This is a genomic window from Mesorhizobium sp. L-2-11 (assembly GCF_016756595.1).
Lineage (GTDB): Bacteria > Pseudomonadota > Alphaproteobacteria > Rhizobiales > Rhizobiaceae > Mesorhizobium.
Window position 1 is genome coordinate 3,768,616 of record NZ_AP023257.1, and the last position, 25,974, is coordinate 3,794,589.

General features: G+C 61.7%; 26 protein-coding genes and 2 pseudogenes. 19 read left to right on the top strand and 9 right to left on the bottom strand.

The genetic code is table 11. The features are described from left to right. The first annotated feature begins 5 nt into the window (after positions 1-5). The 6 genes from JG739_RS17990 to soxA are packed head-to-tail and all read left to right on the top strand — an operon-like array spanning position 6 to position 3,671. Positions 6-371, top strand: coding sequence for a c-type cytochrome (locus JG739_RS17990; RefSeq protein WP_244749474.1), 366 nt, complete (start codon positions 6-8; stop codon positions 369-371). Then, positions 358-1,638 (top strand): NAD(P)/FAD-dependent oxidoreductase, encoded by a 1,281-nt coding sequence (locus JG739_RS17995; RefSeq protein ID WP_202362769.1) that lies wholly within the window; start codon positions 358-360, stop codon positions 1,636-1,638. Before JG739_RS17990 ends, JG739_RS17995 begins: the two co-directional genes overlap by 14 nt. Continuing rightward, positions 1,635-2,087, top strand: a complete 453-nt coding sequence (gene soxX, locus JG739_RS18000) for a sulfur oxidation c-type cytochrome SoxX (RefSeq protein ID WP_446720501.1) — start codon at positions 1,635-1,637, stop codon at positions 2,085-2,087. Before JG739_RS17995 ends, soxX begins: the two co-directional genes overlap by 4 nt. A gap of 2 nt (positions 2,088-2,089) precedes the next feature. Further along, on the top strand, positions 2,090-2,572 hold the full coding sequence (locus tag JG739_RS18005) for a SoxY-related AACIE arm protein (RefSeq protein WP_202362770.1): 483 nt from the start codon (positions 2,090-2,092) through the stop codon (positions 2,570-2,572). Next, positions 2,572-2,892, top strand: coding sequence for a thiosulfate oxidation carrier complex protein SoxZ (soxZ, locus tag JG739_RS18010; protein ID WP_202362771.1), 321 nt, complete (start codon positions 2,572-2,574; stop codon positions 2,890-2,892). The genes JG739_RS18005 and soxZ overlap by 1 nt, the downstream gene beginning before the upstream one ends. Then, positions 2,892-3,671 (top strand): sulfur oxidation c-type cytochrome SoxA, encoded by a 780-nt coding sequence (gene soxA / locus JG739_RS18015; RefSeq protein ID WP_202362772.1) that lies wholly within the window; start codon positions 2,892-2,894, stop codon positions 3,669-3,671. Before soxZ ends, soxA begins: the two co-directional genes overlap by 1 nt. 137 nt (positions 3,672-3,808) lie before the next feature. On the opposite strand, the gene JG739_RS18020 is transcribed toward soxA, so the two are convergent. After that, positions 3,809-4,411, bottom strand: coding sequence for a cupin domain-containing protein (locus JG739_RS18020; RefSeq protein ID WP_202362773.1), 603 nt, complete (start codon positions 4,409-4,411; stop codon positions 3,809-3,811). A 138-nt stretch (positions 4,412-4,549) separates the two neighbouring features. Here JG739_RS18020 and JG739_RS18025 point away from each other — a divergent pair, with 138 nt between their 5' ends. Further along, positions 4,550-4,810 carry a hypothetical protein gene (locus JG739_RS18025; RefSeq protein ID WP_202362774.1) on the top strand — a complete coding sequence of 87 codons (261 nt, stop codon included), beginning with the start codon at positions 4,550-4,552 and terminating at the stop codon, positions 4,808-4,810. Positions 4,811-5,110: 300 nt separating this feature from the next. Next, positions 5,111-5,848: pseudogene (locus JG739_RS18030) on the top strand (LysR family transcriptional regulator); the annotation flags it as partial. A 57-nt stretch (positions 5,849-5,905) separates the two neighbouring features. Here the strand turns inward: JG739_RS18030 and tnpC are convergent. The 3 genes from tnpC to JG739_RS18040 form a co-directional block, all read right to left on the bottom strand. Next, positions 5,906-7,546: an IS66 family transposase gene (gene tnpC / locus JG739_RS35390; protein WP_183445373.1), complete on the bottom strand. Its 1,641-nt coding sequence runs from the start codon at positions 7,544-7,546 to the stop codon at positions 5,906-5,908. A gap of 76 nt (positions 7,547-7,622) precedes the next feature. Continuing rightward, positions 7,623-7,967, bottom strand: coding sequence for an IS66 family insertion sequence element accessory protein TnpB (gene tnpB / locus JG739_RS18035; RefSeq protein ID WP_183445374.1), 345 nt, complete (start codon positions 7,965-7,967; stop codon positions 7,623-7,625). Continuing rightward, positions 7,964-8,350: a transposase gene (locus tag JG739_RS18040; RefSeq protein ID WP_183445375.1), complete on the bottom strand. Its 387-nt coding sequence runs from the start codon at positions 8,348-8,350 to the stop codon at positions 7,964-7,966. The genes tnpB and JG739_RS18040 overlap by 4 nt, the downstream gene beginning before the upstream one ends. A 403-nt stretch (positions 8,351-8,753) precedes the next feature. Here JG739_RS18040 and JG739_RS18045 point away from each other — a divergent pair, with 403 nt between their 5' ends. From JG739_RS18045 to JG739_RS18060, 4 genes are all read left to right on the top strand, one after another. Next, positions 8,754-9,767 (top strand): amino acid ABC transporter substrate-binding protein, encoded by a 1,014-nt coding sequence (locus JG739_RS18045; RefSeq protein ID WP_202362776.1) that lies wholly within the window; start codon positions 8,754-8,756, stop codon positions 9,765-9,767. Positions 9,768-9,833: 66 nt separating this feature from the next. Next, positions 9,834-11,021: an amino acid ABC transporter permease gene (locus JG739_RS18050; protein ID WP_202362777.1), complete on the top strand. Its 1,188-nt coding sequence runs from the start codon at positions 9,834-9,836 to the stop codon at positions 11,019-11,021. 3 nt (positions 11,022-11,024) lie between these two features. Next, positions 11,025-12,164: an amino acid ABC transporter permease gene (locus JG739_RS18055; protein WP_202362778.1), complete on the top strand. Its 1,140-nt coding sequence runs from the start codon at positions 11,025-11,027 to the stop codon at positions 12,162-12,164. A gap of 167 nt (positions 12,165-12,331) precedes the next feature. Beyond that, positions 12,332-13,510 (top strand): MalY/PatB family protein, encoded by a 1,179-nt coding sequence (locus tag JG739_RS18060; RefSeq protein WP_202362779.1) that lies wholly within the window; start codon positions 12,332-12,334, stop codon positions 13,508-13,510. 55 nt (positions 13,511-13,565) lie between these two features. On the opposite strand, the gene JG739_RS18065 is transcribed toward JG739_RS18060, so the two are convergent. Continuing rightward, complete coding sequence (locus tag JG739_RS18065) at positions 13,566-14,444, bottom strand: GNAT family N-acetyltransferase (RefSeq protein WP_202362780.1); 879 nt, start codon at positions 14,442-14,444, stop codon at positions 13,566-13,568. Positions 14,445-14,707: 263 nt separating this feature from the next. Between JG739_RS18065 and argE the strand changes: the two genes are divergently transcribed. The 5 genes from argE to JG739_RS18090 all read left to right on the top strand — a co-directional run bounded on the left by argE (position 14,708) and on the right by JG739_RS18090 (position 19,850). Beyond that, complete coding sequence (gene argE / locus JG739_RS18070; protein WP_202362781.1) at positions 14,708-15,832, top strand: acetylornithine deacetylase; 1,125 nt, start codon at positions 14,708-14,710, stop codon at positions 15,830-15,832. A 16-nt stretch (positions 15,833-15,848) separates the two neighbouring features. Then, positions 15,849-16,772 (top strand): 2-hydroxyacid dehydrogenase, encoded by a 924-nt coding sequence (locus JG739_RS18075; protein ID WP_202362782.1) that lies wholly within the window; start codon positions 15,849-15,851, stop codon positions 16,770-16,772. 14 nt (positions 16,773-16,786) lie between these two features. Beyond that, on the top strand, positions 16,787-17,143 hold the full coding sequence (locus JG739_RS18080; protein ID WP_202362783.1) for a cupin domain-containing protein: 357 nt from the start codon (positions 16,787-16,789) through the stop codon (positions 17,141-17,143). A 167-nt stretch (positions 17,144-17,310) separates the two neighbouring features. Beyond that, complete coding sequence (locus JG739_RS18085; protein ID WP_202362784.1) at positions 17,311-18,354, top strand: tartrate dehydrogenase; 1,044 nt, start codon at positions 17,311-17,313, stop codon at positions 18,352-18,354. A gap of 20 nt (positions 18,355-18,374) precedes the next feature. Then, a complete protein-coding gene (locus JG739_RS18090; protein WP_202362785.1) occupies positions 18,375-19,850 on the top strand; it encodes an NAD-dependent succinate-semialdehyde dehydrogenase in 1,476 nt (491 codons plus the stop codon). A 111-nt stretch (positions 19,851-19,961) separates the two neighbouring features. Here JG739_RS18090 and JG739_RS18095 read toward each other — a convergent pair whose 3' ends face one another. Continuing rightward, entirely contained in the window at positions 19,962-20,651 is a 690-nt protein-coding gene (locus JG739_RS18095) for a haloacid dehalogenase type II (RefSeq protein WP_202362786.1), read from the bottom strand. Positions 20,652-20,972: 321 nt separating this feature from the next. Between JG739_RS18095 and JG739_RS18100 the strand changes: the two genes are divergently transcribed. Together JG739_RS18100 and JG739_RS18105 are read left to right on the top strand one after the other, a co-directional pair. Continuing rightward, complete coding sequence (locus JG739_RS18100; protein WP_202362787.1) at positions 20,973-21,815, top strand: GNAT family N-acetyltransferase; 843 nt, start codon at positions 20,973-20,975, stop codon at positions 21,813-21,815. 30 nt (positions 21,816-21,845) lie between these two features. Continuing rightward, entirely contained in the window at positions 21,846-23,222 is a 1,377-nt protein-coding gene (locus tag JG739_RS18105; RefSeq protein ID WP_202362788.1) for an aspartate aminotransferase family protein, read from the top strand. Between the two features lie 181 nt (positions 23,223-23,403). Here JG739_RS18105 and JG739_RS18110 read toward each other — a convergent pair whose 3' ends face one another. From JG739_RS18110 to JG739_RS18120, 3 genes and pseudogenes are all read right to left on the bottom strand, one after another. Next, on the bottom strand, positions 23,404-23,880 hold the full coding sequence (locus tag JG739_RS18110; protein ID WP_202362789.1) for an Lrp/AsnC family transcriptional regulator: 477 nt from the start codon (positions 23,878-23,880) through the stop codon (positions 23,404-23,406). Between the two features lie 10 nt (positions 23,881-23,890). Further along, positions 23,891-24,438 (bottom strand): annotated as a pseudogene (locus JG739_RS18115) (isocitrate/isopropylmalate family dehydrogenase); the annotation flags it as partial. A gap of 118 nt (positions 24,439-24,556) precedes the next feature. Further along, positions 24,557-25,882 (bottom strand): NAD(P)/FAD-dependent oxidoreductase, encoded by a 1,326-nt coding sequence (locus JG739_RS18120; RefSeq protein WP_202362790.1) that lies wholly within the window; start codon positions 25,880-25,882, stop codon positions 24,557-24,559. Between the last annotated feature and the right edge of the window lie 92 nt (positions 25,883-25,974).

The window sequence follows — 25,974 nt, forward strand, 5'->3', positions numbered from 1 at the left end:
CGAATATGAGACGTGCGAAGCACAGGCGCGGCGGACGATCGCCCGCGCCTGTCCTGCTTGCGGCGCCTGTCCCGCTTGCGGCGATTGTCCTGCTTGCGGCGCTTGTGGCCAGCGCACCGGCATGGGCCGACGCGGCGCCTGGTGCTGCGGCATGCAGCGGCTGTCACGGGCCGGCAGCGCTCAGCTCAGCCATCCCCTCGCTCGACGGCCATGCGGCAGACGAGATCGTCGCCCAGATGCACGCCTTCCGTTCCGGCGAGCGCAAGGCGACGGTCATGGACCGCATTGCCAGGGGATTTTCCGAGGAGGAGACGCGCGCCATCGCCGAATGGCTCGCCAAGCCGGAGGCGGCACGCCATGCCCAGCCGTAGAGCCCTGATCGGCGGCGTGGCGGCCAGCGTCGCCGCGGCCGTCCTTGCCGCGCCGGAGGTGCGCGCACAGACGCAGCCCGGCGTGATCGTCGTCGGCGGCGGCTTTGCCGGGGCAAGCTGCGCCCGCGCGCTGAAACGGATGGATCGCGACCTTGCCGTGACGCTGATCGAGCCGGAGGCCGCCTATCTGGCCTGCCCGTTCTCCAATGCCGTGATTGCCGGGCTGCGCGGCATCGAGGCGCAGACTTTCAGCTATGACCAGTTTGGCAGCTATGACCGGTTCGGCGACATCGCGCTGATCCGCAAGCGGGCCGTCGGCGTCGATGCCGAGCGCCGGCGCGTTCGGCTGGATGATGGTACGGACATCGGCTACACCAGGCTGGTGCTGGCGCCCGGCGTCGACCTGCGCTTCGACGCCTTGCCGGGCTACGACGAGGCGGCGTCGGCGATCATGCCGCATGCCTGGAAGGCTGGGGCGCAGACGCTGCTGCTGCGCGACCAGCTCGCGGCGATGCCGGACGGTGGTGTCGTCATCCTCTCCGTGCCGCCCAATCCGTTCCGCTGCCCGCCTGGGCCCTACGAGCGGGCAAGCCTGATCGCGCATTATCTCAAGACCAGCAAGCCGCGCTCCAAGCTGATCATCCTCGACGCCAAGGACGCCTTTTCGAAGCAGCGGCTGTTCGAAGCGGCATGGCAAGAGCTCTATCCCGGCTTGATCGAATGGGTGCCGCTGTCGTCGGGGGGCAGGGTGACGGAAGTCGACCCGGCAACGAGGACGCTGGTGACCGAGTTCGGCAATCACCAGGCCGATGTCGCCAACGTGATCCCGCCGCAGCGTGCGGGCGCGATTGCGCAGTCGGCCGGTGTTGCCGATCAGACGGGCTGGTGCCCGATCGACCCGGTCACCTTCGAGTCCCGCCTGCAGCCGGCGATCCACGTCATCGGCGACGCGGCGATCGGCGGGGCGATGCCGAAATCCGCCTTCAGCGCCAACGCCCAGGCAAAAGCCTGCGCCGCGGCGGTCGCCGCGCTGGTCAGGGAGCGGCGGCCGGCGCAGCCGAAACTCATCAACACCTGCTACAGCCTGGTCGCGCCCGGCTATGGCATTTCGATCGCCGGCGTCTACCAGCCGCGTGACGGCTTGCTTGCCGAGGTGGAGGGTGCGGGCGGCACCAGCCCGCTCGAAGCGCCGCTTTCCGTCCGCGAACTGGAAGCGGCCTATGCGCAGGACTGGTTCCGGACGATCACCAGTGAAGTGTTCGGATGATGCGGGCGGCTTTTCTGGCTCTTATGGGATTGCAGCTTGCCGCCTCGCCCGCTGCCGGCGAGGAGACGCGATCTTATGTCGTGACCGGCGATGCGATCATGCAGCCTCTGGTCGGCGGCAAGGGTGATCCGGCGCGCGGCGCCGCGCTGATCGCTGACCGGCAGCGCAGCCTCTGCACGCTCTGCCACAGCGGGCCGTTTCCCGACGCGCATTTGCACGGCACGCTGGCGCCCGACCTGACCGGCGTCGGGGCAAGACTTTCGGAAGGCCAGATCCGGCTGCGCGTGGTCGACATGAAGCGGCTCGTGCCGGACACGATCATGCCTTCCTACTATCGGGTCGCGGATGAGCAAGGCCGGCGCGTCGCCACCGTCTGGCGCAGCAGGCCGATCCTGGGCGGCGCCGATATCGAGGATATCGTCGCCTATCTCACGACGCTGAAGGGGTGATCATGCACCAAGACCCGCTTCGAGTTTACGCAGGCCTGGTCGGACGGCGGCAGTTTCTTCGGGCCGGCATGACTGGCCTGCTGGCGATCAGCCTGCCGCGGTGGGCCGTTGCCCGTCCGAGCCTCGATGAAGCGATCAGGACCTTCACCGGGGGAGCCGACGTTCTCGACGGCCGCGTCCGGCTCGACCTGCCGCCTCTGGTCGAGAACGGCAACGGGGTCGGGATCACAGTCGTCGCCGAAAGCCCGATGACCGAGGACGACCATGTCCGGCGCATCGCGGTCTTCAACGAGAAAAACCCGGAGGCGAATGTCGCGGTTTTCCACCTCGGGGCGCGCTCCGGCCGCGCCATGGTCTCGGCGCGGATCCGGCTCGCGACCTCGCAGGTCGTCGTCGCGGTCGCGCAGATGAGCGACGGCAGCTTCTGGTCGAGCCGGGCGAGCGCCATCGTCACCCTGGCCGCCTGTATCGAGGACCTTTCATAATGGCGCGTGCGCTCGTCAATGTGCCAAAAGCGGCCAAGCAGGGCGAAGTCGTCGAGATCAAGGCGATGATCGCCCATCCGATGGAGACCGGCTATCGTATCGGCCCGAACGGCTCCAAAATCCCCCGCGACATCATCCGCCGTTTCACCTGCACCTACAACGGCGAGGAGGTGTTTTCGGCCGATCTCTTTCCAGCGGTATCGGCCAATCCGTTCATTGTCTTCACGCTGGTTGCGACGACGAGCGGCACGATCGACTTCACCTGGACGGACGATGCCGGGAAGATCCAAACGGCGTCGGCCGAAATCACGGTGAACTGATGCATGCGCTCTGGCGGCTTGCAGCCGTCGGTGTCGTCGCAATCTGCGGCATTGTCTCTGCCGCCGGCATCGAAGTCGGCGAGAAGCGCTCCGGCTTCGACTTCATGACGCCGCAGACGCAGGCGCTGCAGGCCGACGACATGAGCAATCCCGGCATGCTGTGGGTGCTGCAGGGCGAGCAGCTCTGGCAACAGGCGCAGGGCAGGGCGGATGTCGCCTGCTCCGGCTGCCATGACGATGCGCGTCAGACGATGCGCGGCGTTGCCGCGCGCTACCCGGCCTTTGACGCGGCGACGGGCCGGCCGATCGACCTTGCCGGGCGCATCAACTCCTGCCGAGCGGAGCGGCAGCAGGCCGAGCCGCTGGCGCCGGAGTCCGACGCTTTGCTCGCGCTGACGGCCTATGTGACGCATCAGTCGCGCGGCATGCCAATCACTCCGGCGACCGACGCCCGGCTCGCGCCGTTTCGCGACAACGGCCGGCGTCTGTTCCAGAGCCGCATTGGCCAGCTCGAGCTCTCCTGCGCCTCCTGCCACGACGACAATTGGGGCAAACGGCTCGGCGGCAGTGTCATCCCGCAGGCGCATCCGACCGGCTATCCGCTCTACCGACTGGAGTGGCAGACGGTCGGTTCGCTGCAGCGGCGACTGCGCAACTGCATGATCGGGGTCAGAGCCGAGCCGTTCGCCTTCGGTGCGCCCGAACTCGTCGACCTGGAGCTCCATCTGACGGAGCGGGCCCGCGGCCTTCTCGTCGAGACGCCGGCCGTGCGGCCGTGATGCCGGATTGCGGATGATCGTTCACCTGTCGGCCGAGGGAGTTGATTGCAATGCGGCGCTTGGCCGGTAGCCTGAGCTGCGCGCTCCCCCGCTCGTGCGTTCTGTGCTTGTGGGTCTTCGATCGATCTGCGCCTGGTTCAGGTCTTCTTCCAAATTTGCAGAAGCGGGCCTTTGCTCCCATAGACGGGATCCTTGCGTGGACGACCTACCTTCCGGATCGTCGCCAGCGCGCCATCATGCTCCTGGGCAGTCGTGCATTCATCATAGGTCCCAAATGGAGGGTAGGCGCCAACCACCAGAAAATCGTCGGATGCCGAAAGACATTGGTGCCCGGTGCCGGCCGGCAGAACCGCGACGTCGCCGGCCTTCAGTGACAGGGTTCGTCCCTTTTTGCCTCCAAATCGGACTTTGGCCGTTCCGGCCGCAACTCCGAGCACCTCATGTATTCGCGAATGGTAGTGAACATAGTCGTAGATGCCATTCCGCCAGCTGTCCCCCCATCCATTAACCTCGAAAAGCTCCTCCAGGACGGCTGCAGGATCAAATTCTTCGGGCAGTCTCACGACGCCGCGATAGACGACAAGCGGCCAAAACGGATGATTGGGCACCACGCCATCATCCTTGAACCGAAACTCATTCGCTTTTCGCCGCCTTACGAGATCGGTTACTCCTTGCTTGCCCGGTCTTGCGACACCGGTAACCCGCTCGACAGCTTTCTTGGTACTCTGCAGAATGCTCATAATGTAGCCTGCATTGCTGGTTGTCAGAGGTGGACTCTTCATGCCGATTCAACCGGCTGCATGCCGGTCGGTTCCGCTAGCTTTTGGCCCGCGGCAAATCCGGCCGGATTTGTCCGATGACCGCAGGAGATATTCGGCATGAGTAACGTGGTAAAGCTGCATGGTGACAAGCGCTGGAAAGCGGTTCTTGTCTACGGCCACCAGAACGGCCCGATTACGATCGAACATTATCTTGAAGAGATTTCCGAGCTTCATAACATCATCGAGCACGGCCCGGACTGGAACACCCTGATTGCGTGCACGGTGACCATCAACCGTCCCGACGGTGGTGAGGAGCAGAACAGCGAGGAAAGGAGGCACGCCGTGAACATCGGTGAGATCCGCGGGAAACTGTATTGAGCGCCGCCCACGTAAGCAGCACTCAATACATTTGAATCCGGTGTCGATTCCTACGGATGTAAACCGTCAGAGCCGAGGCCCCGAGCAAGCGCATAATGTGCTTGCAAATCCGTGGCGAGGGCTAGCAAGCGAGGCGCGCGTGCCTGCTGGGCGTTCTCGCCTCATGATGAAAAACCAAGGCCTTATCGGCTCTTTGTGGCGGTCATTTTTTTCGCTGCGATTCATGACAAACCATTCATGGGCAATCTCATGAGCTTCGATGACCTCGACCTGAATTTGCTGCGCGTGTTCGACGTCATGATGCGCGAAAGAAGCGTTACGCGTACCGCATGCGAATTGGGAAGAACGCAATCTGCGATCAGCCATTCCTTGTCCAGGTTGCGGCACCTTTTCGGCGACAAGCTGTTCACGCGCGATGGAGGCGTTATGAGGCCAACCCCGCGGGCGGTCGAGCTTCTGCCAGACATTTCGGCCGGATTGGCAACGATCCGAGCCTCGATCGATCGCCATCAAACTTTCGATCCCGCAACCACTCGGCGGAATTTTCGTGTCGGACTCACCGACTACCATGCGATGATCATCATACCGCGTCTTCTCCGGGAGTTTTCCAGGCAGGCGCCCGGTGCCACGTTGAATATCATTCCAGCGAACCGGCTCGACATCCCGTCCTCGGTTCATCTTCGACAGATCGACTGTGCATTGACCGGAGCAGTGATCAAGGACGACCCAAGCCTCTTGAAGATCGAACTGGGCCAGGATCGTCTCTTCTGCGCAGTTTGGAGCGGCAGCCAGATCGCAAGTTCGGCGATGTCATTGGAGACATATCTGTCAGCGTCTCATTTGCAGATTTCCGCCGATGGTGTTTCCAGCGGGCTTGCGGATGCCGCCCTCAAGGAGCTTGGTTTGCGGCGGAACGTCGTCGCGACGATATCGAATTATCTGGCACTTCCGTGGGTTCTGCGAGGCACCGAACTTGTTGCTCATTGTGGTGACGGAATCCTCCAGATCCTTGATAAGGCGAGTGAAGTGACGCTCCTGTCGCCGCCGCTGCCGATCCCAAATGTGAGTGCGTGGCTGCTCCTTCATCGTAAGCGGTCAGCCGATAACGTCAGGCCTAAAGTTCCAAGGCATGAGCATTTCGATTTCGGATGCCGGCCAGCCTTGAGCGATGCGGGTCAAGGTCTGCGAGAGCCAGTCGAGCGGATCGACGCTGTTCATTTTGCAGGTTTGCAGCAAGGTGGCTACCGTCGCCCAGGTTCGTCCACCGCCGTGGCTGCCGGCGAATAGACTATTCTTTCGCGTGATCGTCTGGGGCCTGATTGCACGCTCGACGATATTGGAGTCGATTTCGATGCGACCGTCCATCAGAAAGCGTTCCAGCGCCTCCCGCCGGGTGAGCGCGTAGCGGATCGCCTCGGCGGTCTTGGATTTTCCGGAGACCTTGCCCAGTTCCGCTTCCCATAGATCGAAGAGGCTCGCGACAATGGCCACGGACTTTTCCTGACGTAGCGCGGCGCGGCTTCCGGCATCCTTGCCGCGGACCTCGTCCTCGACCTTCCACAATTCGGTCATGGCGATGATCGAATCCGTCGCGGCCTGCGAGACCCCGCTGATGTGCAGGTCGTAGAATTTGCGCCGCAGGTGAGCCCAGCACCCGGCGAGCCGGATTGTTTCATTGCTGCCGGCTTTGGCCCGTGCCTTGACCAGGTTGGTATAGGCCGAGTAGCCATCCACTTGCAGGATACCGCTGAATCCGGCGAGGTGGCGCGCCACGCAATCCGCACCTCTGCTGTCTTCAAAACGATAGGCAACCATTGGCGGACTGGTTCCGCCATAGGGTCGGTCATCCCGTGCGTAGGCCCACAACCAGGCTTTCGTGGTTTTCCCGGAACCAGGGGCAAGGGTGGGCAAGGTCGTCTCGTCGGCGAAGACCCTTTCGCCCTCCTTGATGCGCTCCAGTATGTAATCAGCAAGCATCTGCAGCTCGAAGCCCAGATGCCCCATCCACTGCGCCATCAACGACCGGCTGATCTCGACGCCGTCGCGCAGATAGATCGCCTCCTGCCGATAAAGCGGGAGGCCGTCGGCGTATTTGGAGACGGCGATATAGGCGAGCAGCCGCTCCGTCGGCAGCCCGCTTTCGATGATGTGCGCCGGCGCCAGAGCCTGGACCACGCCGTCACGGCCCCGGAAGGCGTATTTGGGACGGCGCGTGACGATGACCTGGAACTTCGGCGGCACGACGTCCAGCCGCTCGGATCGATCCTCGCCGATCAGAACCTTTTCAAGCCCCTCGCAGTCGGCCGGGATTTCCGGCTCGACGACCTCCTCGATGCGTTCGAGGTGGGCAGCAAAGCCCTTGCGCGGACGCGGGGCGCGCTTCGGCTTGTTCCCGACCGCGCGGTCGAGTTCGCTCCGGATTTCCGAAAGGCCGGTCTCGACCTCTTCGAAGGCAAAGGAGGCCTGCTCGTCGTCGATGGCCAGGCGTAGCCGCTCGGAACGCGTGCCATGTTGCGTGCGCTGTAAAACTTTCAGGATTGACGTGAGATTGGCGATCCGCTCGCTGGCGCTTTTCTCGACAGCTTTCAGCCGGGCGACCTCCGCCTCAGATGCTGCGATCCGAGCGTCGGCGACTGCGATCCGGGCCTCGCTTGCAGCCTGCTCGCGAGCCATGGAAAGGATCATCGCCTTCAGCGCATCAACGTCGTCGGGAAGGGCAAGACCCGGTAGAACCATGGCAAGCAACAGAGCACAAAAACAGCCGCTTTCCCAACCGTTCCAGCCGCATGATTCATCTTGCCGCAGGCCGGTTTCAGCCCGTCGATAACGGCCGCCTGACCCTGGCCGGACGAATCTTTTTCCAGTCCAGTCCGGCCAGAAGCGCCATCAACTGGGCGTGGTCGAGACGCATGCGCGCGGCCGATATCCCCGGCCAGCAGAAGCTGTGATCTTCCAGAGTCTTCGAATAAAGACAAACCCCGCTGCCGTCCCACCACACGATGCGAACCCGGTCCGCACGCTTCGAACGGAATACGTGAAGTGCCCCCGAGAATGGGTCCAGGCCGCCATCCCTGACCAGCGCCATCAAAGATGCCGCGCCCTTGCGGAAGTCGACCGGCTGGCACGACACGTAAACCACCACACCGGAAGCGATCATGCCTTACGAACCGCGCGGATGATCCTCGCCAGGCGATCGGGATCGACATCGCCGCCGGCGCGCACCACTGCGTCGCCAATGACGATTTCCACCGTGTCGCTGCCCACCGCTTCAAAGCGCGTGAACTTCGCCGGCTTGCTCGCTCCCTCCGTCAGTGGCGCAACCATGCCCGACGAAAGCGCCTTGCGGCGCCACGCATAGAGCTGCGAGGGGTCCAGCCCCTCGGAACGCGCAACCGCCGAGACATTGCCCCCTGGCGAGAACGCTTCGGCGACAAGCCGTGCCTTCTCTTCGTCCGACCGATGGCGCGGCTTGCGTCGGGACGGCACAGGCTCCGCCGTCAAAATCTCGAATGTTCGATGATGGCTCATACTGTCGCTCATAGGATTCTCCGCATGATTCATGCTGAAAATGAGCGATCAACCGCCTGCACGCTACGTGGGGACGCCTACGCGCTTACCCTTCATCCGCAGATGGCCACGGACCCCGGGACGATCTGGCTCAAAGACGTTCTCTCAAATATCTACTCTGAGTCGCAGATTAAAAAGAGAGAAATTGTTTCTGAGAGAGAACAGAGGAAATAAACAGGAGACACACGGCGCGTTGCTTTAGCGAAGTACGCTGATATGCAGGATATGCTTTCGGACAAGGACAAACGGCCGCAACCCTTACGAGCGTAGCCATGGCCCATGAGCAGACGTCATATTCACCATGACGAGAATGAATTTGACCAATAATGAGGCCTGCGCAACCTTGGTGCTCCACAAGAAAATAAGGGGAACCAGAATGCAAGCAATTCTCAAAGGACTGGTCGGAGCAGCGGTAGGGCTCGTTGTGTCCAACGCATCCGCCGCGACGATCGAAAATGTCAGGAAGAACGGAGTTCTGACCTGCGGAACCAACTCAGCGACAGCCGGATTCAGCCTTCCCGACAATGAGGGCAAATGGACCGGGTTCGTGGTCGACTATTGTCGCGCTGTTGCAGCAGCGGTTCTGGGCGATGCGCAGAAGGTAAGGTTCATTCCGCTTACGCCGAAGGACCGCTTCACCGCGCTTCAGTCGGGCGAGATCGATATACTCGCACATAACGCAACCTGGACGTCATCGCGCGACACGTCTCTCGGAATACTTTTTGCGGGCACGTATTTCTACGATGGCCAGGGCTTCATGGTCCGCAAAGCGGAGAACATCGGTTCGGCCAAAGATCTGGATGGCGCGTCCATCTGCGTCACTCAGGGCACGACGACCGAGTTGAATCTCGCCGATTACTTCCGGTCGCATTCGATGACGTATTCGACCGTCGGGTTTGCCGATGAAGAAGCCGTCGTAAAGGCCTACGACGAAGGCCGCTGCGACGTCCTCTCCGCCGACACGTCGACCTTGAATGCGTCGCGCCAGCGCATGGCGAGGGCCGACGACAGCGTCGTGCTTCCCGAACTTATCTCCAAGGAGCCGCTTGGGCCTGCCGTGCGGCAGGGAGATGATCATTGGCTCAACGTGGCCAAATGGACGCTCCTTGTCATGGTCGCTGCCGAAGAATTGGGCGTAACCTCTAAGAATGTCGATGAAATGAAGTCGTCGGACAACCCGAACATTCGCCGGCTGCTCGGAGCGGAGGGCAGCCTCGGAAAGGATCTCGGGCTTGGCGATACCTGGTCCGTGGACGTTATCAAGCAGGTCGGCAACTATGGCGAAGTGTTCGATCGCAATATCGGCAAGGCCTCGCCGCTCAAGATGGAGCGCGGCCTGAACGCTCTTTGGAGTGAGGGCGGTCTCCAGTACGCCCCGCCGATCCGCTAGGCTGGGTCGGTCACAAGCCGCCGGCGATTGCGCGGCGTCTCTCTTCACCAACACAGGAACAGGGTCATGTCCGATGTGCTGCTCGCCGCGCCCTCGCGCAGGAGCCTGTCCCTGCACGACGCCAAGGTCCGGGGCATCATCTATCAGCTTTTGCTAGCGGGCAGCCTGCTGGCATTGGCCGTGGGCATTGCCGTTCAGACGGCGTCGAACATGAGGGCACGCGGGATTCCGCTGTCTTTCGGCTTCTGGAACGAGGCTGCCGGCTTCGACATCAATCAGACGCTGATCCCCTACGACACGCTCTCCACCTACGGCCAAGCGTTCTGGGTGGGTGTGGTCAATACGCTCTATGTGAGCTTGCTTGGAATCGTGTTGGCCACAGTCTTGGGCTTTGTCGTCGGCATTGCCCGCCTGTCGCCGAACTGGATCGTTTCAAAGGTCGCGGCCTCGTATGTCGAGATTATACGCAATATCCCGTTATTGCTGCAGCTTTTGTTCTGGTACAATGCAGTTCTGAAAGCGCTGCCCGCGCCGAGGGCGTCGATCGAACTGCCCGGCGGCATCTATCTGAACAATCGCGGTCTCATCATTCCGGAAATCCAGCTCTACGCAGGAGCAGGTACGGTGGGACTTGCGTTCCTGGCGGCCAGCATCTTCTGCGTCGCTTTTTGGTTCTACGCCAGGCGCGCGCAGAACCGCACCGGAAAACAGCTGCCCGTGCTGTGGGTCAGCCTCGCTGCCTTGACTGGATTGCCTCTGATCGTCTCCCTCCTGGTCGACTCGCCGGTGTCGTTCGTGACCCCGGAGTTGAAAGGATTCAATTACCGGGGTGGACACCAGCTTTATCCGGAGTTCGCCGCGCTTCTGATCGGCCTGTCCGTCTACACCGCTTCCTTTATCGCGGAAATTGTCCGCAGCGGAATCCAGGCTGTGCCGAGAGGCCAGACCGAAGCCGCTCATGCGCTCGGGCTTGCGCCGGGCAAAACGCTTCGCCTGGTCATCGTTCCGCAGGCACTGCGCATCATCATACCGCCCCTGACCAGCCAGTACCTGAATCTCACGAAGAATTCCTCACTCGCCGTGTTCATCGGCTACCCGGACCTCGTTCAGATTTTCGCGGGAACGGTGCTCAACCAGACCGGCGCCGCCGTCCAGGTGATGGCGATCACGCTGTCGGTCTATCTCGCGATCTCCCTCGTCATGTCGATGGCCATGAACGCTTTCAACCAACGTTTCGCGATCGTCGAGAGGTGATGCATGAGCGGCCTGTCCCTGCATCCGTCCTTAGTTAGCGCTGCGCTTTTGCCGCCTATGGCGCCGCCTTCTGGAATCCGGCCGAGCCCGGCGACCTGGATCAGAAAGAACCTGTTCTCGACACCGTTCTCCGGCGTGCTCACGATTTGCTTCACAATTCTCGCCGCATGGCTTTTGCATCAATTCGTAAGTTTTGCAGTCCTGGACGCCGTCTGGGCCGGCGGACAGGAAGAATGCCGCGCCAACCCTGACGGCGCCTGTTGGCCGTTCATCGTGGAGAAATTCGACTATCTCCGTTACGGGGCATATCCGGTTTCCGAGCGCTGGCGGGTGGACCTGACGCTGGCAATCGGCGCCGTGCTGATCGTCTGGCTGCTGTGGAAACGGGCGCCGCGGCGCAACGTGGCGGCGCTGCTGTTCTTTGTTGCCTACCCGGTCGTCGCCTTTGTTCTGTTGAGGGGCATCGCGTCGCTCGATCTGCCGGTCATCGATACCGTGTTGTGGGGTGGGCTGCTCATCACGCTGCTCATGTCGATCGTGGGCATCGTCTTCTCGCTCCCGCTCGGTGTGCTTCTCGCGCTTGGCCGAAGATCGGAGCTTCCCTTCGTCAGAGCGGTGTGTGTGATCTTCATCGAGGTCGTCAGGGGTGTGCCGTTCATCACGGTGCTGTTCATGGCGAATTTCATGATGCCGCTCTTCGTGCCCGACTATCTGACGCCCGATCGGCTGCTGCGTCCGCTGATTGCAATAGCGCTGTTCTCATCCGCCTACATGGCCGAGGTGGTGCGCGCAGGCCTTCAGGCGATTCCGAAGGGGCAATATGAGGCGGCAAAGGCGCTCGGCGTCAGCTATTTCACCATGATGCGTCTGATCATCCTGCCGCAGGCGCTCACTATCGTCATCCCAGGCATCGTTTCTACCTTCATCGGGCTGTTCAAGGACACGACGCTGGTAGCGATCGTCGGCATTGCGGACTTCCTGAGAGCCGTCGAAACAGCGCGAGTCGACCCGAACTGGGCTGGGCCGACGATCTCCTCGACCGGCTATCTCTTCGCCGGGCTGGTCTACTGGATCTTCTGCTTTGGAATGTCCCGGTACTCGCAATCGATGGAGCGCGCGTTGGCGCGCGGCCACAAGAGCTAGGAAGCGGAGCATGCGACAGGCAGTTTCAGCAACGAGGCACGTGGCGCAAATCCCCCAATAGCCCGCCAAAAGTTCGAGCAGCCGCGAGCGACAAAACCACACCCGGAAACCAAGCAATGACTTGTACGGATGCATCGCAATCTACGGTTGCGGAAAGAAATATTGGAATGATCGACTTCGACAGGATCTATGATCGCCACCAGTTTGGGTCAGTCAAATGGGCCAATCAGTGGGACGAATTCTCGCCTCGGGTCGAGGGCGAAGATCTGCTTTCGCTGTGGACCGCGGATATGGATTTTCGCGCGCCTGAAACCGTCATCGCGCGGCTGCGTGAAGCGGCGGACCATGGGATCTATGGCTATACCCGCCGCGACCCCCGTCACTACGAGATTGTGCAATCATGGTTCGCGCGTCGGCACGACTGGTCGCCGGCACTGGAATCGCTGCTGCCGGCGCCTGCGATCATGCCGTCGGTAGCCGCGATGCTTCGGACCTTCACCAAGCCTGGGGACGGGGTGATCGTGCAGTCTCCCATCTACTCGCCCTATTTCGAGGTGATTCAGGGCAACGGAAGGAAGCTGCTGGTCAACCGGCTAAGGTTGCAAGACAACCGATACGAGCTCGACCTGGAGGACTTCGCGAAACTGGCAGCCGGCGCCAAGGCCTTCCTGCTGTGTAATCCGCACAATCCAGCTGGAAAGGCGTGGACGCGCGGGGAATTGACGGCGCTGAACGATGTCTGCGAGCGCTGCGGCATCCTTGTCATATCTGATGACATCCATTGCGACATCAGATTGTCGGATCGCCCGCACATCGTCTTCTCGTCCCTCTCGGAGGATGCCGCCGAAAAGTCATTCGTCTGCACGGCTCCAACGAAGACCTTCAATCTGGCCGGCGTGCCCTCCGCAACCGTGTCGGTGGCCAACAAGCAGCGGCGCGAGGCGCTTCTGGCTACCATGCAGGCATCGTTCATGGTCAATGCCAACTTCTTTGGACGGCTGGCGCTAGAGGTCGCCTACAGCACCGGCGCGCCGTGGCTGGATCAACTGACGCGCTACATCGGCGGTAATGTCGATTTCGTCCTGAAATTCGCCGAGGATCGCCTGCCGGGCATCACACCGATGCGGCCGGACGCTTCCTTCCTGGTGTGGCTGGATGCGCGCGGGCTTGATCGGAAGGTCGGAGGCGTTCAACGTTTTTTCGTCGACCGAGCCGGTGTCAATTTGTACGACGGGCGCGTCTATGGACCCGGCGGTGAAGGCTTCATTCGCCTCAACGTCGGTTGCCCTCGTCCGCTGTTGCGGAGGGGGCTCGAACGTATGTCCAGGGCGCTGGAGTCGTTGTGAGAGCTTGACGGGACCGGAGCGGCCCTGCGGGGCATCGGCGATAGCGTGCTTGCATTCAGCTCCAGGCGTGGCTGGCCAATCCATAGACCCAGGGCTCGTTGCTTTCCCGGTTCAGAAAGCGGCGGCCTTTGGACATCGTCGTCACGGTCTCGGCAATGCCGAGTCCGCTCTGCTGCAGAAACTCGGCAAACACGCCATCCTTCTCGCGCGTATCGACGCGGGCGAATCGACCTGTCAGTTTCTTCAGATGGACGGCTGTGAGATGGACCGCGTCCTGGTCGTTTCGGGCTGTTATGGGACCAATCACATGGCCGCGCCCGAACTCACGGCACATGGAATAGCCAACAACCTCGCCACCGCGGCTCAGAATGGCTGTCGAGGCCTCCTCCGAGAGCAACGCAAGCAGCCTCGCGCGGTTTGTCCCGAATGCGCGCGCGTCCAGCTCGGTGATCTCGCCGAGTCGGCCGCTGGACAGCTCACTCAGTTCACCATCCAAAACCGGCAATGGCGGGAGAGTTTGTTGGACCTCTCCCTGGCGCATGTAAACGATCGCCTCTTTCGTGAAGCCGAGCGACGCATATAGAGGATAGGCGGCATGGGTGGCATTCAGGGCCAGGTTGCGATCCCCGCACTGCTCGAGGACCTGGTCCATGAGCCATCGGCCGCCTCCCTGCGCCTGTGCGCGAGGCGTGGTGATCACCAGGCCGATGGTGGCAAAATCGTCCCCTTGGGGAAACCACATCGCGCTTCCGAAGACGCGCCCAATTCCGTCAACGGCGACGATGCCACGGCCGGCGCGGCGCAACAAATCCCAGTCCTTGGGACGATGCGGCCAGTGGACCGAAATCGATAGCGCATGCAGCAGATCAACGTCGACGTCATTGATGTCGCGCGCGACCAGTTCAAAGGATTTCAGGCGTACTGATCTCTGCATCCCAGTCGATCCGCTCCTTCAACGAATGCCCCAGTCCTTTAACGAATGCCCCAAGGCATGCGGTGTTAAATCCTGGCGCCGATAGCCATGTTTGCGACAGGTCTCATTTGCCGCAGCATTACATGGGAAAGCCAGCAGGTTTCGCTGGTTCGAGGCGTTTTTTCGCAATCTTCAGCCAAAGCACGACGCGATTCGGCAGGGAACACTGCTGCGCAGGGATAGGCTGGTCGCACCCGGTAACAGTGCAAGCAGAGCGGACCGCCATGAACGTGGAAGAAATCCTCGCGACCCTGATTGCATTTCCCTCTGTTGTGGGCACGCCAAACGGCGCGATCGTCGATTGGATCCGCGACTACAGTCAGGCAGCCGGCGCCGAGGTGACGGTTCTGCCCGGTCCCGAGGGCGACCGGTCCAACCTGTTCGTCACGGTCGGCCCGCGTGCCGGTCGGGGCTACATCATCTCCGGACATATGGATGTCGTGCCGGCCGGCGAACCGGAATGGAGCTCGGATCCGTTCGTCCTGCGTCGCGAGGGCGGCAGGCTTTACGGCCGCGGCACCACCGACATGAAGGGCTTTCTCGCCTGCGCATTGGCCGCGCTGCCAGGACTTGCGGCGATGAACCTGCGGCAGCCAGTTCATCTCGCATTCTCCTACGATGAAGAGGCGGGGTGCCGTGGTGTGCCGCATCTCCTGGCTGCATTGCCGAGCCTATGCGAGAGGCCGCTTGGCGCGATTGTCGGCGAGCCGAGCCGGCTGCAGCCGGTGCGCGCGCACAAGGGGAAGGCCGCCGCGCGGCTCGAGGTGATCGGGCGATCCGGCCATTCGTCGCGCCCCGATCTCGGCCTCAATGCCGTGCACGCCATGGCCGGCGTCATCTCGCACGCCGTGGCCTACGGCCAATCCCTCGCCGGCGGTCCGCTCGATCAAAATTTCGAGCCTCCATATTCTTCCTTGCAGGTGGGCGTCATCGCCGGTGGACAAGCAGTCAACATCATCGCTGGCCACTGCACAGCCGATATCGAGGTGCGTGCGGTGCCGGGCGTTTCCCCGGCATCCCTGCTTGAGCCTGTCAAAGCCCGGCTTTTCGATCTACGCGACAGCGGCTTCGAGGTCGCTTGGCACGAGTTGAGTTCCTATCCCGCCCTTGCGCCGGCGGATGGGAGCAAGCTAGCGGCCGTTCTGACCGAGATGACAGGGCAGGAGCCGCTCACAGCGGTGAGTTACGGCACGGAGGCCGGGCTTTATCAGCAGGTCGGTATCGATGCGATCATTTGCGGCCCTGGCGAAATTTCCCGCGCGCATCGTCCCAATGAATACATCGAGATCGGTGAACTTGCTGCCTGCCAGAGCATGATCGAGGATCTCGGCGCGCGTCTCGCGGCCTGAGCAAGGAGCGGGTTCCATGGCATTTCTTTTCCGTTCCGATGCGGCGCGTGCTGCGGTGTTCCGCGAGATTTTTGCGCGCGAACTCCCCGATCTGGAATTTTTCCATTTCGGCGAGGAGTTGGAGCCGGACAAGGTTCGCTATCTCATCACCTGGACGGTGCCGGACGACATCTCGCGCTACCGCAATCTGGAAGTGCTGTTTTCGATCGGAGCCGGCGTCGACCAGTTCAGGCAGGACGTGGTGCCAGGCCATGTGAAGCTTGTGCGCATGGTCGAGGATGGCATCGTCCGCATGATGCAGGAATACGTCGCGCTTGGCGTGTTGGCGCTGCACCGGGAGATGCCCGCCTATCTCGATCAGCAGAAAAGGTGCCTCTGGCAACCGATTGCCGCTCGACAGGCGGCCGAGCGCCGGGTCGGTTTTCTTGGTCTTGGCATGCTGGCGCAAGCGGCAATCGAGCGCTTGAAGCCGTTCCAGTTCCCGCTTGCCGGGTGGAGCCGCAGCCAAAAGCGGATAGAGGGGGTCGCCTGTTTTCACGGCGCCGATCAGTTGCCCGGCTTTCTGCAGCAGACGGATATTCTCGTCTGCCTGCTACCGCTGACGCAGGAAACCAGCGGCATTCTCGATGCAAAACTCTTCTCCTTGCTGCCAGCCGGGGCGCGGCTGCTGCATGTCGGCAGGGGTCCGCAACTCGACCAGGCTGCGCTGATCGACGCGCTCGACAGCGGTCACCTATCCGCGGCGATGCTTGATGTCACGGATCCAGAGCCGCTCCCGGAAGACCATCCGCTGTGGTCGCATCCGAAGGTGATGATAACGCCGCACATTGCCTCGGTGACACAACCGCATACGGCGGCTCAAGCCGCCGTCGACAACGTCCGGCGCCACCGCGCCGGCGAAGAACTGATCGGCCTCGTCGATCGGACACTCGGCTACTAACAGGGAAACCCAACATGTCACTGCTTACCACGATCGACACAAATCCCGCCTTCACGCCCAAGGAGGCCATGCCGCTGCCGGAGCGGCTCATTTCCGGAACTCCATCCTTCAAGACCTGGGCACAGGATGCCTCGAAAGGTGAGAAGGTTCTGACCGGCGTCTGGGAAGCGACGCCGGGCGAGACGCATTCTATCAAGGGCACTACCTACGAGTTCTGCCACATCATTTCGGGTCTCATCGAAATCGAGGAGAAGGGCGGTGAGACCAAGACTTACCGCGCCGGCGACAGTTTCGTGATGAAGCCCGGTTTCGTCGGCGTCTGGCGCACGATCGAGACCGTGCGCAAGATCTACGTCTGCGTTTATGACTGAGTTCAGTGCTCAAGGTCCGGCCGAGTAGAGCGCGCGGCGGTTCCAGAACAATCGACTTTCCAAGTCCCGCCCGACGCGATTCGACGCTGTCGGGCCGCTCATCCTCAACGAAAAATGCGGCGCGAGGCCCGCTATGGTTCCGCGAATGCGAATGAGGACCTCGATCAATGAAGACCTATGACATAGCGCTCATCCCCGGCGACGGCATCGGCAAGGAGGTGACCGGGGCGGCCTGGCAAGTGATGCAGGCCGCGGCCAAACAGGGCGGTTTCGCCCTTGACGGCACACGCTTCCCATGGTCCTGCGCCTACTACCTCGAAACCGGCGCAATGATGCCGCCAGATGGCATTGAGACCCTTCGAAAATTCGATGCGATCTATCTCGGCGCTGTCGGCTGGCCCGTGGAAGTGCCGGACTCAGTATCGCTTCACGGGCTGCTCCTGCCAATCCGCAAAGGGTTCACGCAGTACGCCAACATACGGCCGCACAGGCTGTTGCCGGGCGTTCAGGGCCCCCTCCGCTCCGAGGGATTCGACATCCTGTGCATCCGCGAGAATACGGAAGGCGAATATTCCGGCGCCGGTGGACGCGTTCATTCCGGCACAGCCAATGAGGTCGCGATCGAGACAGCAATCTTCACGCGCGCGGGTGTCGAACGGATCATGCGTTTCGGTTTCGAACAAGCACGGGCGCGCCGCAAGAAGCTCGCATCCGTCACCAAATCCAACGCACAGAAACATTCCATGGTTTTCTGGGATGAGGTCACCCGCGAGGTGGCGAAGGACTATGCCGATGTCGAGGTTTCGCACTACCACATCGACGCTATTGCCGCCCGCATGGTGCTGGCGCCGGAAAGCCTCGACGTGATCGTCGCCTCGAACCTGTTTGGCGACATCCTTACGGATATTGGAGCGGCCATTCAGGGCGGGCTGGGTTACGCCGCCTCCGCCAACATCAATCCCGATCGCAGCGCGCCTTCCATGTTCGAGCCGGTCCATGGTTCGGCGCCCGACATCGCGCATCTCGGCGTCGCCAATCCGATCGCCGCGATCTGGTCGGGTGCGATGATGCTCGAGCATCTGGGCGAGGGGGATGCTGCGGCAGAAGTGATGTCGGCGATCGAGTCCGTAACCGCGCAGGGCATAGGCACGATCGCGGGCAAGGACCGGACTGAAACAATCACGCAAGCCGTGCTTGCGGCATTGAGCTGAAAGGGCAGAGGAAAAAGACCATGAATGCGATAACGAAGATTGGCACGTTTGACGATGCGGACCTTTTGCGCCAGCAGGCGTTGATTGGCGGTGTGTGGCGGGAAGCGGATACAAAGGCCGTCGTCGATGTGACCAATCCTGCCACCCTGAATGTTCTTGGCAGCGTTCCCGACATGGGCGGCGACGAGACCAGGGCCGCGATCGCTGCTGCGGCCGAGGCATTCAAAAGCTGGAAGAAGACGACCCATGCCGAGCGTGCCGGACTGCTGGAGCGCTGGCACGACCTCATTCGCCAGCACGAACAGGATTTGGCGCTTCTGCTGACGCTGGAACAGGGTAAGCCGCTTGCCGAGGCGTCGGCGGAAATCCGCTACGGCGCAGCTTTTGTGAAATGGTTTGCGGAGGAGGCGCGCCGGATCGGTGGCTCGACCATTCCGTCACCCACCGCCGATCGCCGCATTCTGGTCCTCAAGGAAGCAGTCGGCGTCTGTGCCGTCATCACGCCGTGGAATTTCCCCAATGCGATGATCACGCGCAAGGTGGCGCCCGCCCTTGCCGCCGGCTGCACGGTGGTGATCAAGCCGTCGGAGTTCACACCCTTTTCGGCGCTCGCGCTCGGCGTCCTGGCGGAGCGGGCGGGGATCCCGGCAGGCGTTATCAACATCGTGACCGGCATGCCGGGAGAGATCGGCAAAGAGCTGATGGCCAACGAGACGGTACGCAAGATCTCGTTCACCGGTTCGACCCGCGTTGGTGCGCTGCTCATGCGTGGCGCGGCCGATAGCATCAAGCGGCTGAGCCTGGAGCTTGGCGGCAACGCGCCCTTTATCGTCTTTGACGACGCCGATCTGGATAACGCAGTTGAAGGGGTGATCGTATCCAAGTTCCGCAATGGCGGTCAAACCTGCGTCTGCGCGAACCGGATTCTCGTGCAGGAAGGCGTTTACGACGCTTTCGCCGAAAAGCTGAGCCGGCGCGTCACGCGGATGAAGGTTGGCGCGGGGACCGACGAAGGCACTGAGATCGGCCCGATGATCAATGCGGCCGCGATCGACAAGATCGAGCGTCACATCGCGGATGCGAAGACGAAAGGCGCTCAGATCCTCGCCCAAAGCGAAGCAGTGCCCGAAGGCAGGCAGTATGCACGGCCCATCGTCCTGGGGGAGGCTACGACCGAGATGCTCCTGGCATCGGAAGAGACCTTCGGTCCGGTGGCGCCGCTTTTTCGCTTCGAGACAGAGGAAGAGGCCATCACGATCGCTAACGGTACGCCGTTCGGCCTTGCCGCCTACTTCTACACCGACGACCTCAAGCGGTCATGGCGTGTTGCCGAGGCGCTGGAGTTCGGCATGGTCGGGCTCAATACCGGCCTGATCTCGACCGAGGTTGCGCCTTTCGGCGGTGTCAAGCAGTCAGGCGTGGGGCGGGAAGGATCGCAGCTCGGCATCGAGGAATATCTCGAGGTCAAGACGCTCCATGTCGGCGGGTTGAACTAGAGGCTTTTCCGGAAGTCGCAACAGCGGCACCAGAATAAAAAAGGGGCGGTCGAACCGCCCCTTTTTCATTTAGATACTTCGAAGGCCGCGATTGCCGGAGGCGCGCCAGCCTCAAGCAACTTCCCGAACGGGCTCCAGGCCGACTGCGGCGGCCAGCCCGCCGATATCCTTGATCTCGGTATATTCGTAGAAGGGGTTTGCAGGCTCGTGGCCGCGGTTCACCCACACCTTGCTCTTGATGCCGAGATCGTAGGCGGTCATCAGATCGTAGCGGAAGGAGGACGACACATGAGTGATGTCCTCCGGGCCGCAGCCGAGCTTGTCGAGCATGTATTCAAAGCCCTTCATCAGCGGCTTATAGGCGCCAACCTGTTCGGCGGTGATGACGGTGTGAAAGGGCGCGCCGAGCTTTTCCACATTCGACATGATCAGGCTGTTCATGGAGTTTGACAGGATCACCAGTGGGATTTCCTTGGCCACTCTGGACAGGCCAGCCGGGACGTCGGGGTGCGGACCCCAGGTCGGCACTTCGTCATAGATGCGTTGGGCGTCTTCGGGTTTGAACTGGATACCGATGCGCTTGCAGCTGCGTTCGATGGAATTCTGTACCACCTCGAGGAAGGGTTTCCATGGCCCCATAACCTCGTCAAGGCGATAGCCTCTAAAAGCCTCGACGAAGTTGGCCATCGCCTCTGGGGAGAGGCGCTCGCCGTAGACGCGCCGCGCCGCGCCGGCCATATCGAAATTGGTGAGCGTACCGTAGCAGTCGAAGGTGATGTATTTCGGTCTGAACGTCGACATCGCGACTATCCTCCTGGTTTTTTCGGCACAGCGTGCCTGTACCACAATCAGCATAGTCGGAGATCTGGAAGACTAACGGCCGCATTCGCGGCGACCTGAAGCAGATCGTTTCGTATTGCATCGCCGGTTTGGCAGAGTGTTGCGCCAGGTGTCTTTTCGAGCTTTGGGAGCAGCGCGGCCTGTCGGCCATGCTTCGGCAGAAGATGCGGCGCGAGCGGCTAAGGATAGTGAAAACGCGTCGCGCATGGCTTCCGGTCGGGAGGAACTGCTGTCTTTGGTGGTTTACCGTTAGCACCTGAAGACGAAGGCTGGAAATTCATCATGACCACACGACAGATCATCCTTGAAGAGATGACGGCGGGGCACCTGGAAGGCGCTGTCGAGTTGTCTCGCCAAGTTGAATGGCCGCATCGTCGCGAGGATTGGGAACTGGCCCAGTCGGTCAGCCGGGGGATCGTCGCCCTGGAACAAGAACGCGTGGTGGCGACCATCATGATGACCCCCTACGGCGACAATGCCGCCGCCATCAACATGGTGATCGTCGATGCGGCCATGCGCGGCCGCGGACTCGGCCGAAAGATGATGGAAGAGGCGCTTGCCAAGGCGGGTGAGCGCACCTGTTGCCTGACGGCGACACGGGAAGGCCTGCCGCTCTATGAGAAGCTGGGCTTCGTCACGACTGGCGAGATCGTCCAGCATCAGGGCGAGGCGTTGGCAGTTTCGGCGCCGGCCCGTGTATCCTGGGCAGAGAGCGGCGATCTTGCCCGCCTCGAGGTGCTGGATCGCGAGGCATTTGGCCATGACCGTTCGGCGCTGATGAAGCAGCTTTTCGAGCGCGCGAAGTTCGCTGTCATTCGCGATGAAGGCGATATCCAGGCCTTTTCCGCCATCCGGCCATTCGGCCGGGGGCTGGTCATCGGGCCGGTGGTGGCGAGAAGCGGTGCCGAGGCCAAGGCCCTGATCGACTTTCTGCTCGCCCATCATCAGGGCAAGTTCGTCCGTGTCGATACCGACGTTTCAACGGATCTTGCCGAATGGCTCATCGGGCGCGGCCTCGCGCACGTTGGCGGTGGGATCACGATGCGACGCTCCATGGTCAGGCATAAGGAAAGCAAGCCGGCGCATCACCGCACATATGCGTTGGTCAGTCAGGCACTTGGTTAAATCAGGCACTCGGTTGAATCGGAGGAAGAAATGCTGGCAAATTCACTGATCGAACTCGATCGCGCACATCTGGTTCACCCGTTTTCGTGCTATCGGAGCCACGAGGAGACGGGCGTGCGGGTGCTCAAATCCGCCAAGGGCGCAACGGTGACCGATGCAAGCGGGAAAAGCCTGCTCGACGGATTCGCCGGTCTATGGTGTGTGAACATCGGCTACGGCCAGGAAAGTGTCGTTGAAGCAGCCGCCAAGCAGCTAAGGGAGCTTCCTTATGCGACGGGATATTTCGGGCTGGGATCCGAGCCTGCCATTCGCCTTGCTGCCAGGCTTGCCGAACTGGCGCCCGGCGATTTGAACCATGTCTATTTCACGCTGGGCGGTTCCGATGCAATCGACAGCACGATCCGTTTCATCCGCTACTACTACCATGCCAAGGGCACGCCGCAAAAGGACCAGTTCATCTCGGTCGAGCATGGCTACCATGGATCCTCGACGGCAGGGTCAGGTCTGACCGCGATCCCGGCTTTCCATGCGGGTTTCGGCGTGCCTTACGACTGGCAGCACAAAATTCCCTCGCACTACGCCTATCGCAATCCTGTCGGTTCCGACCCGCAGGCGATCATCGATGCATCGGTCGCGGCCCTGCGCGCCAAAATCGCGCAACTCGGCGCGGGCCGCGTTGCGGCATTTTACGCCGAACCCATCCAGGGTTCCGGCGGTGTCCTCGTTCCACCGACAGGTTGGCTGAAGGCTCTGCACGCCGTGTGCAAGGAACACGACATTCTGTTCGTTGTCGACGAAGTCATCACTGCCTTTGGCCGTACCGGTCCTCTCTTTGCCTGTGAGGAAGATGAGGTCGTGCCGGATTTCATGACCACGGCGAAGGGACTGACCTCGGGCTACGTGCCGATGGGCGCCGTCTTCATCTCGGACCGTGTGTACAATACGATCGCAGACGGAGCCGGCAAAGCGCCTGTCGGCCATGGCTATACCTATTCGGCCCATCCCGTGAGCGCGGCGGTCGGGCTCGAATGCCTGCGTCTCTACGAAGACAGCTTGCTCGAGAACGGGCGCAAGGCCGGCAAGCGCCTGATGGAAGGCCTTCGCTCGCTCGCCGACCACCCGCTGGTTGGCGACATTCGCGGCCGCGGCATGCTGGCAGCAATCGAGTTGGTCACCGACAAGGAGCGCAAGACGCCGCTGCCGGCAGCGGCCGATCCGGGGCGCCGCATCTTCGAGCGCGCGTGGGCGAACGGCCTTGTCATCCGCGCCTTCAACAGCGGCATTCTCGGCTTTGCGCCGCCGCTCTGCTGCACCGATGACGATATTGATGGAATCCTCGAACGCACCCGGGTGACCCTCAATCAAACCCTCGAGGACCAGGACGTGCGGTCTGCGATGAAGGGATGATCATTGCCATCGCAGAAGCGCCCTCGGTCAATTTGGTAAACGCCTAAAGCGCGTCGCGTTCGAATGCATTCATGCAACGCGCGCTTTAAGGTCTCGTTTTTCATGCAAGTCGTTATCGCAGCGAAAAGCAGCAAGAGGGAGCGCCGGCGCGCGGCTCTCCAGGTCAAGGCCGCGGAACGTCTCACCTGTCGAAAATGACGTCGAGAGGCAAATGGGATTTGACGATGGGTGACTTCAGCACGACGAAGCTGAAATATTTGTCGATTCCGATATCCAGTTCGATCATGCGCTCCATGATCGTCTGGTACTCGCTGATGCCCCCGGTGACAAACTTCACAAGATAGTCGTAACCGCCTGAAACCAGATGGCATTCGATAACAGAATCGACTTTCTGAATTGCGGTGAGAAATCTCGCGAAGTCGTTCTGCTGGTGGTGCTTGAGCGTGACTTCGGTGAAGATCGTCAGAGTCTGCCCGAGCTTGGACACATCGATCTGGGCGGAATAGCCGGTGATGAAGCCTTCCGCCTGAAGCTTCTTCACCCGCATCAGGCAAGGGCTCGGTGAAAGGTTCACCAGGTCGGCGAGTTCGACATTCGTGACCCGTCCGTTCTTTTGCAGTTGGGATAAGATCTTGATGTCGATCTTGTCGAGCTTCATTGGAAACCTGTCATACGTTCGAACCGCGGATCGTCCGGCAGACGGCGTCCGTCACCTCGGTGGTCGCAGTCCCTCCCACGTCCGGCGTCAGCACGCCCTCACGCGTCACCGATTCCACAGCGTTCATCAACCGGACGGAAACTGCGCTCTCGCCCAGATGTTCGAGCATCTGGGCAGCGGTCCAGAAGGTGGCGACCGGGTTGGCAATATCCTTGCCGGCGATGTCGAATGCCGAGCCGTGAATTGGCTCGATCATCGAGAGATAGCGCCGCTCGGGATCAATGTTGGCGGTCGGTGCAACGCCGAGACTGCCCGCGAGCGCGCCTGCAAGGTCCGGCAATATGTCGGCGTGAAGGTTGGTGGCGACGATCGTATCGAGGCTCCGAGATTTCAACGTCATACGCACTGTCATAGCATCTACTAGCATCTCGTCCCAAGCGACGTCCGGGAATTCCGGCCGCCACCTCGGCAGCGATTTCGTCCCTACATTACCATGCCGTGACGCTGCGCGTAGGATTTTGTAACAACTGTCAGGAGCTTTCGCGGCCGTGACTGCGCCGGCCGTCGGCAGGAATGGCGGCAATCTCATATTCGCGCATCGTCACTTTCCCTTCAGTGCTGGCCGCCTCGCGGCCTCGATCTCGTGTGCGACCAATTGCAACTTGGCAAACGGTCTTCAGAATTCAGCGACCTTGCCCCACGCAGCTGTCTTCAGACGCTCCGGCCGATAGGGACGCGGATCGACAATCGGCTCGCTGCCGGTGATGACATCGGCGATCATATGCCCAGCACCGGGGCCGATCCCGAAGCCGTGGCCGCTAAATCCCGCGGCGAGAATGAAGCCCGGAATTCCCTCCACTTCACCGATTGCCGGGACGCCATCGGGCGTGCTGTCGACATAGCCCGCCCAAGCATGAGAAATCGCGACGCGCTGGAATTCGGGCAGCAATTCGCAGGCTCTTTGATAGGTCAGCCGAATCTGCCTAGTGTCCGGCTTCGGGTCGAGAATCCGATTCCGTTCCATTGGTGTGACCTTGTCAAGGCCCCATTTCCCCAGGCTTTCATGACCTTGACGCCAGCCCTCGAACGCTCCGGGGGCCAGACTGCGCCAGCGGCGGGCGAACATGGGCACGAACTGGCGGCTGAACCTGAGCTGCTGCGGCGTTGGATCGACTCGCGCCCGCCCGCTGATCGCCAGCGCGTAGCCACCGTTGCTGCGCCGCGTCAGCGAGACGCGCGCGGTATGCAGGGCATCCGGCAGGCCATTTGCGCCCGGCGCTACGGCTAGAATGGACTGACGCACGGCAGCCTGCGGGAAACGAATACCAAGCTGGTTGCAGAAGGAGGAAGCCCACGCGCCTCCGGCCATGACCACGGTCGTTGTCCGGATGGTTCCCGCTTCTGTAACGACGCCGCTGACCCGGCCGGCGCTCAACTCCAGCCCGCGCGCCGCGCAATTCTGATGTACCGTGCCGCCGGCCGCCATGATGCCGCGCGCGGCGATAGGCACCGCCTTTGAGGGATCCGCCGTTCCGTCAGTTGGCGAGAACACGCCGCCTTTCCATTTGCGGCCGGTCGCCTTGCCCCGTTCGGTGGCTTCTTCCGCGCTCAGCACATGCGTCGTGACGCCAACCGTCCTGGCGAAATCGCGCCACTTTGCCCAGCCTGCCAACTCGTTTTCGTCCTGCGAGAGATAGAGCAGGCCGCAGCGGCGGAATCCGGTGTCCTCGCCGGTCTCCTGCGCCACTTTTTCCCAGAGATCGAGGCTCTTGGTTGCCATCGGCAACTCGCGCGCGTCGCGGTTCTGCTGGCGGCACCAGCCCCAGTTGCGGCTGGACTGTTCGGCGGCAACGCGCCCCTTTTCCAGCAGGGCAACGCTGACGCCGCGGCGTGCGAGATAATAGGCCGCGAAAACCCCTACGACGCCGCCGCCGATGACGACGACGTCCGCCTCGCGAGGCAGGGATGGGCTGGTATCGATGTGCATGAGCGGTGCGGGCATGGAACGGGACTCCGGTAACTTTAAAGCATCCTAACCTGCGGCCCGCAGAGGCAGGCTGCGGAGTTCATGCCTGGACGGAATTTCCTGCGGTT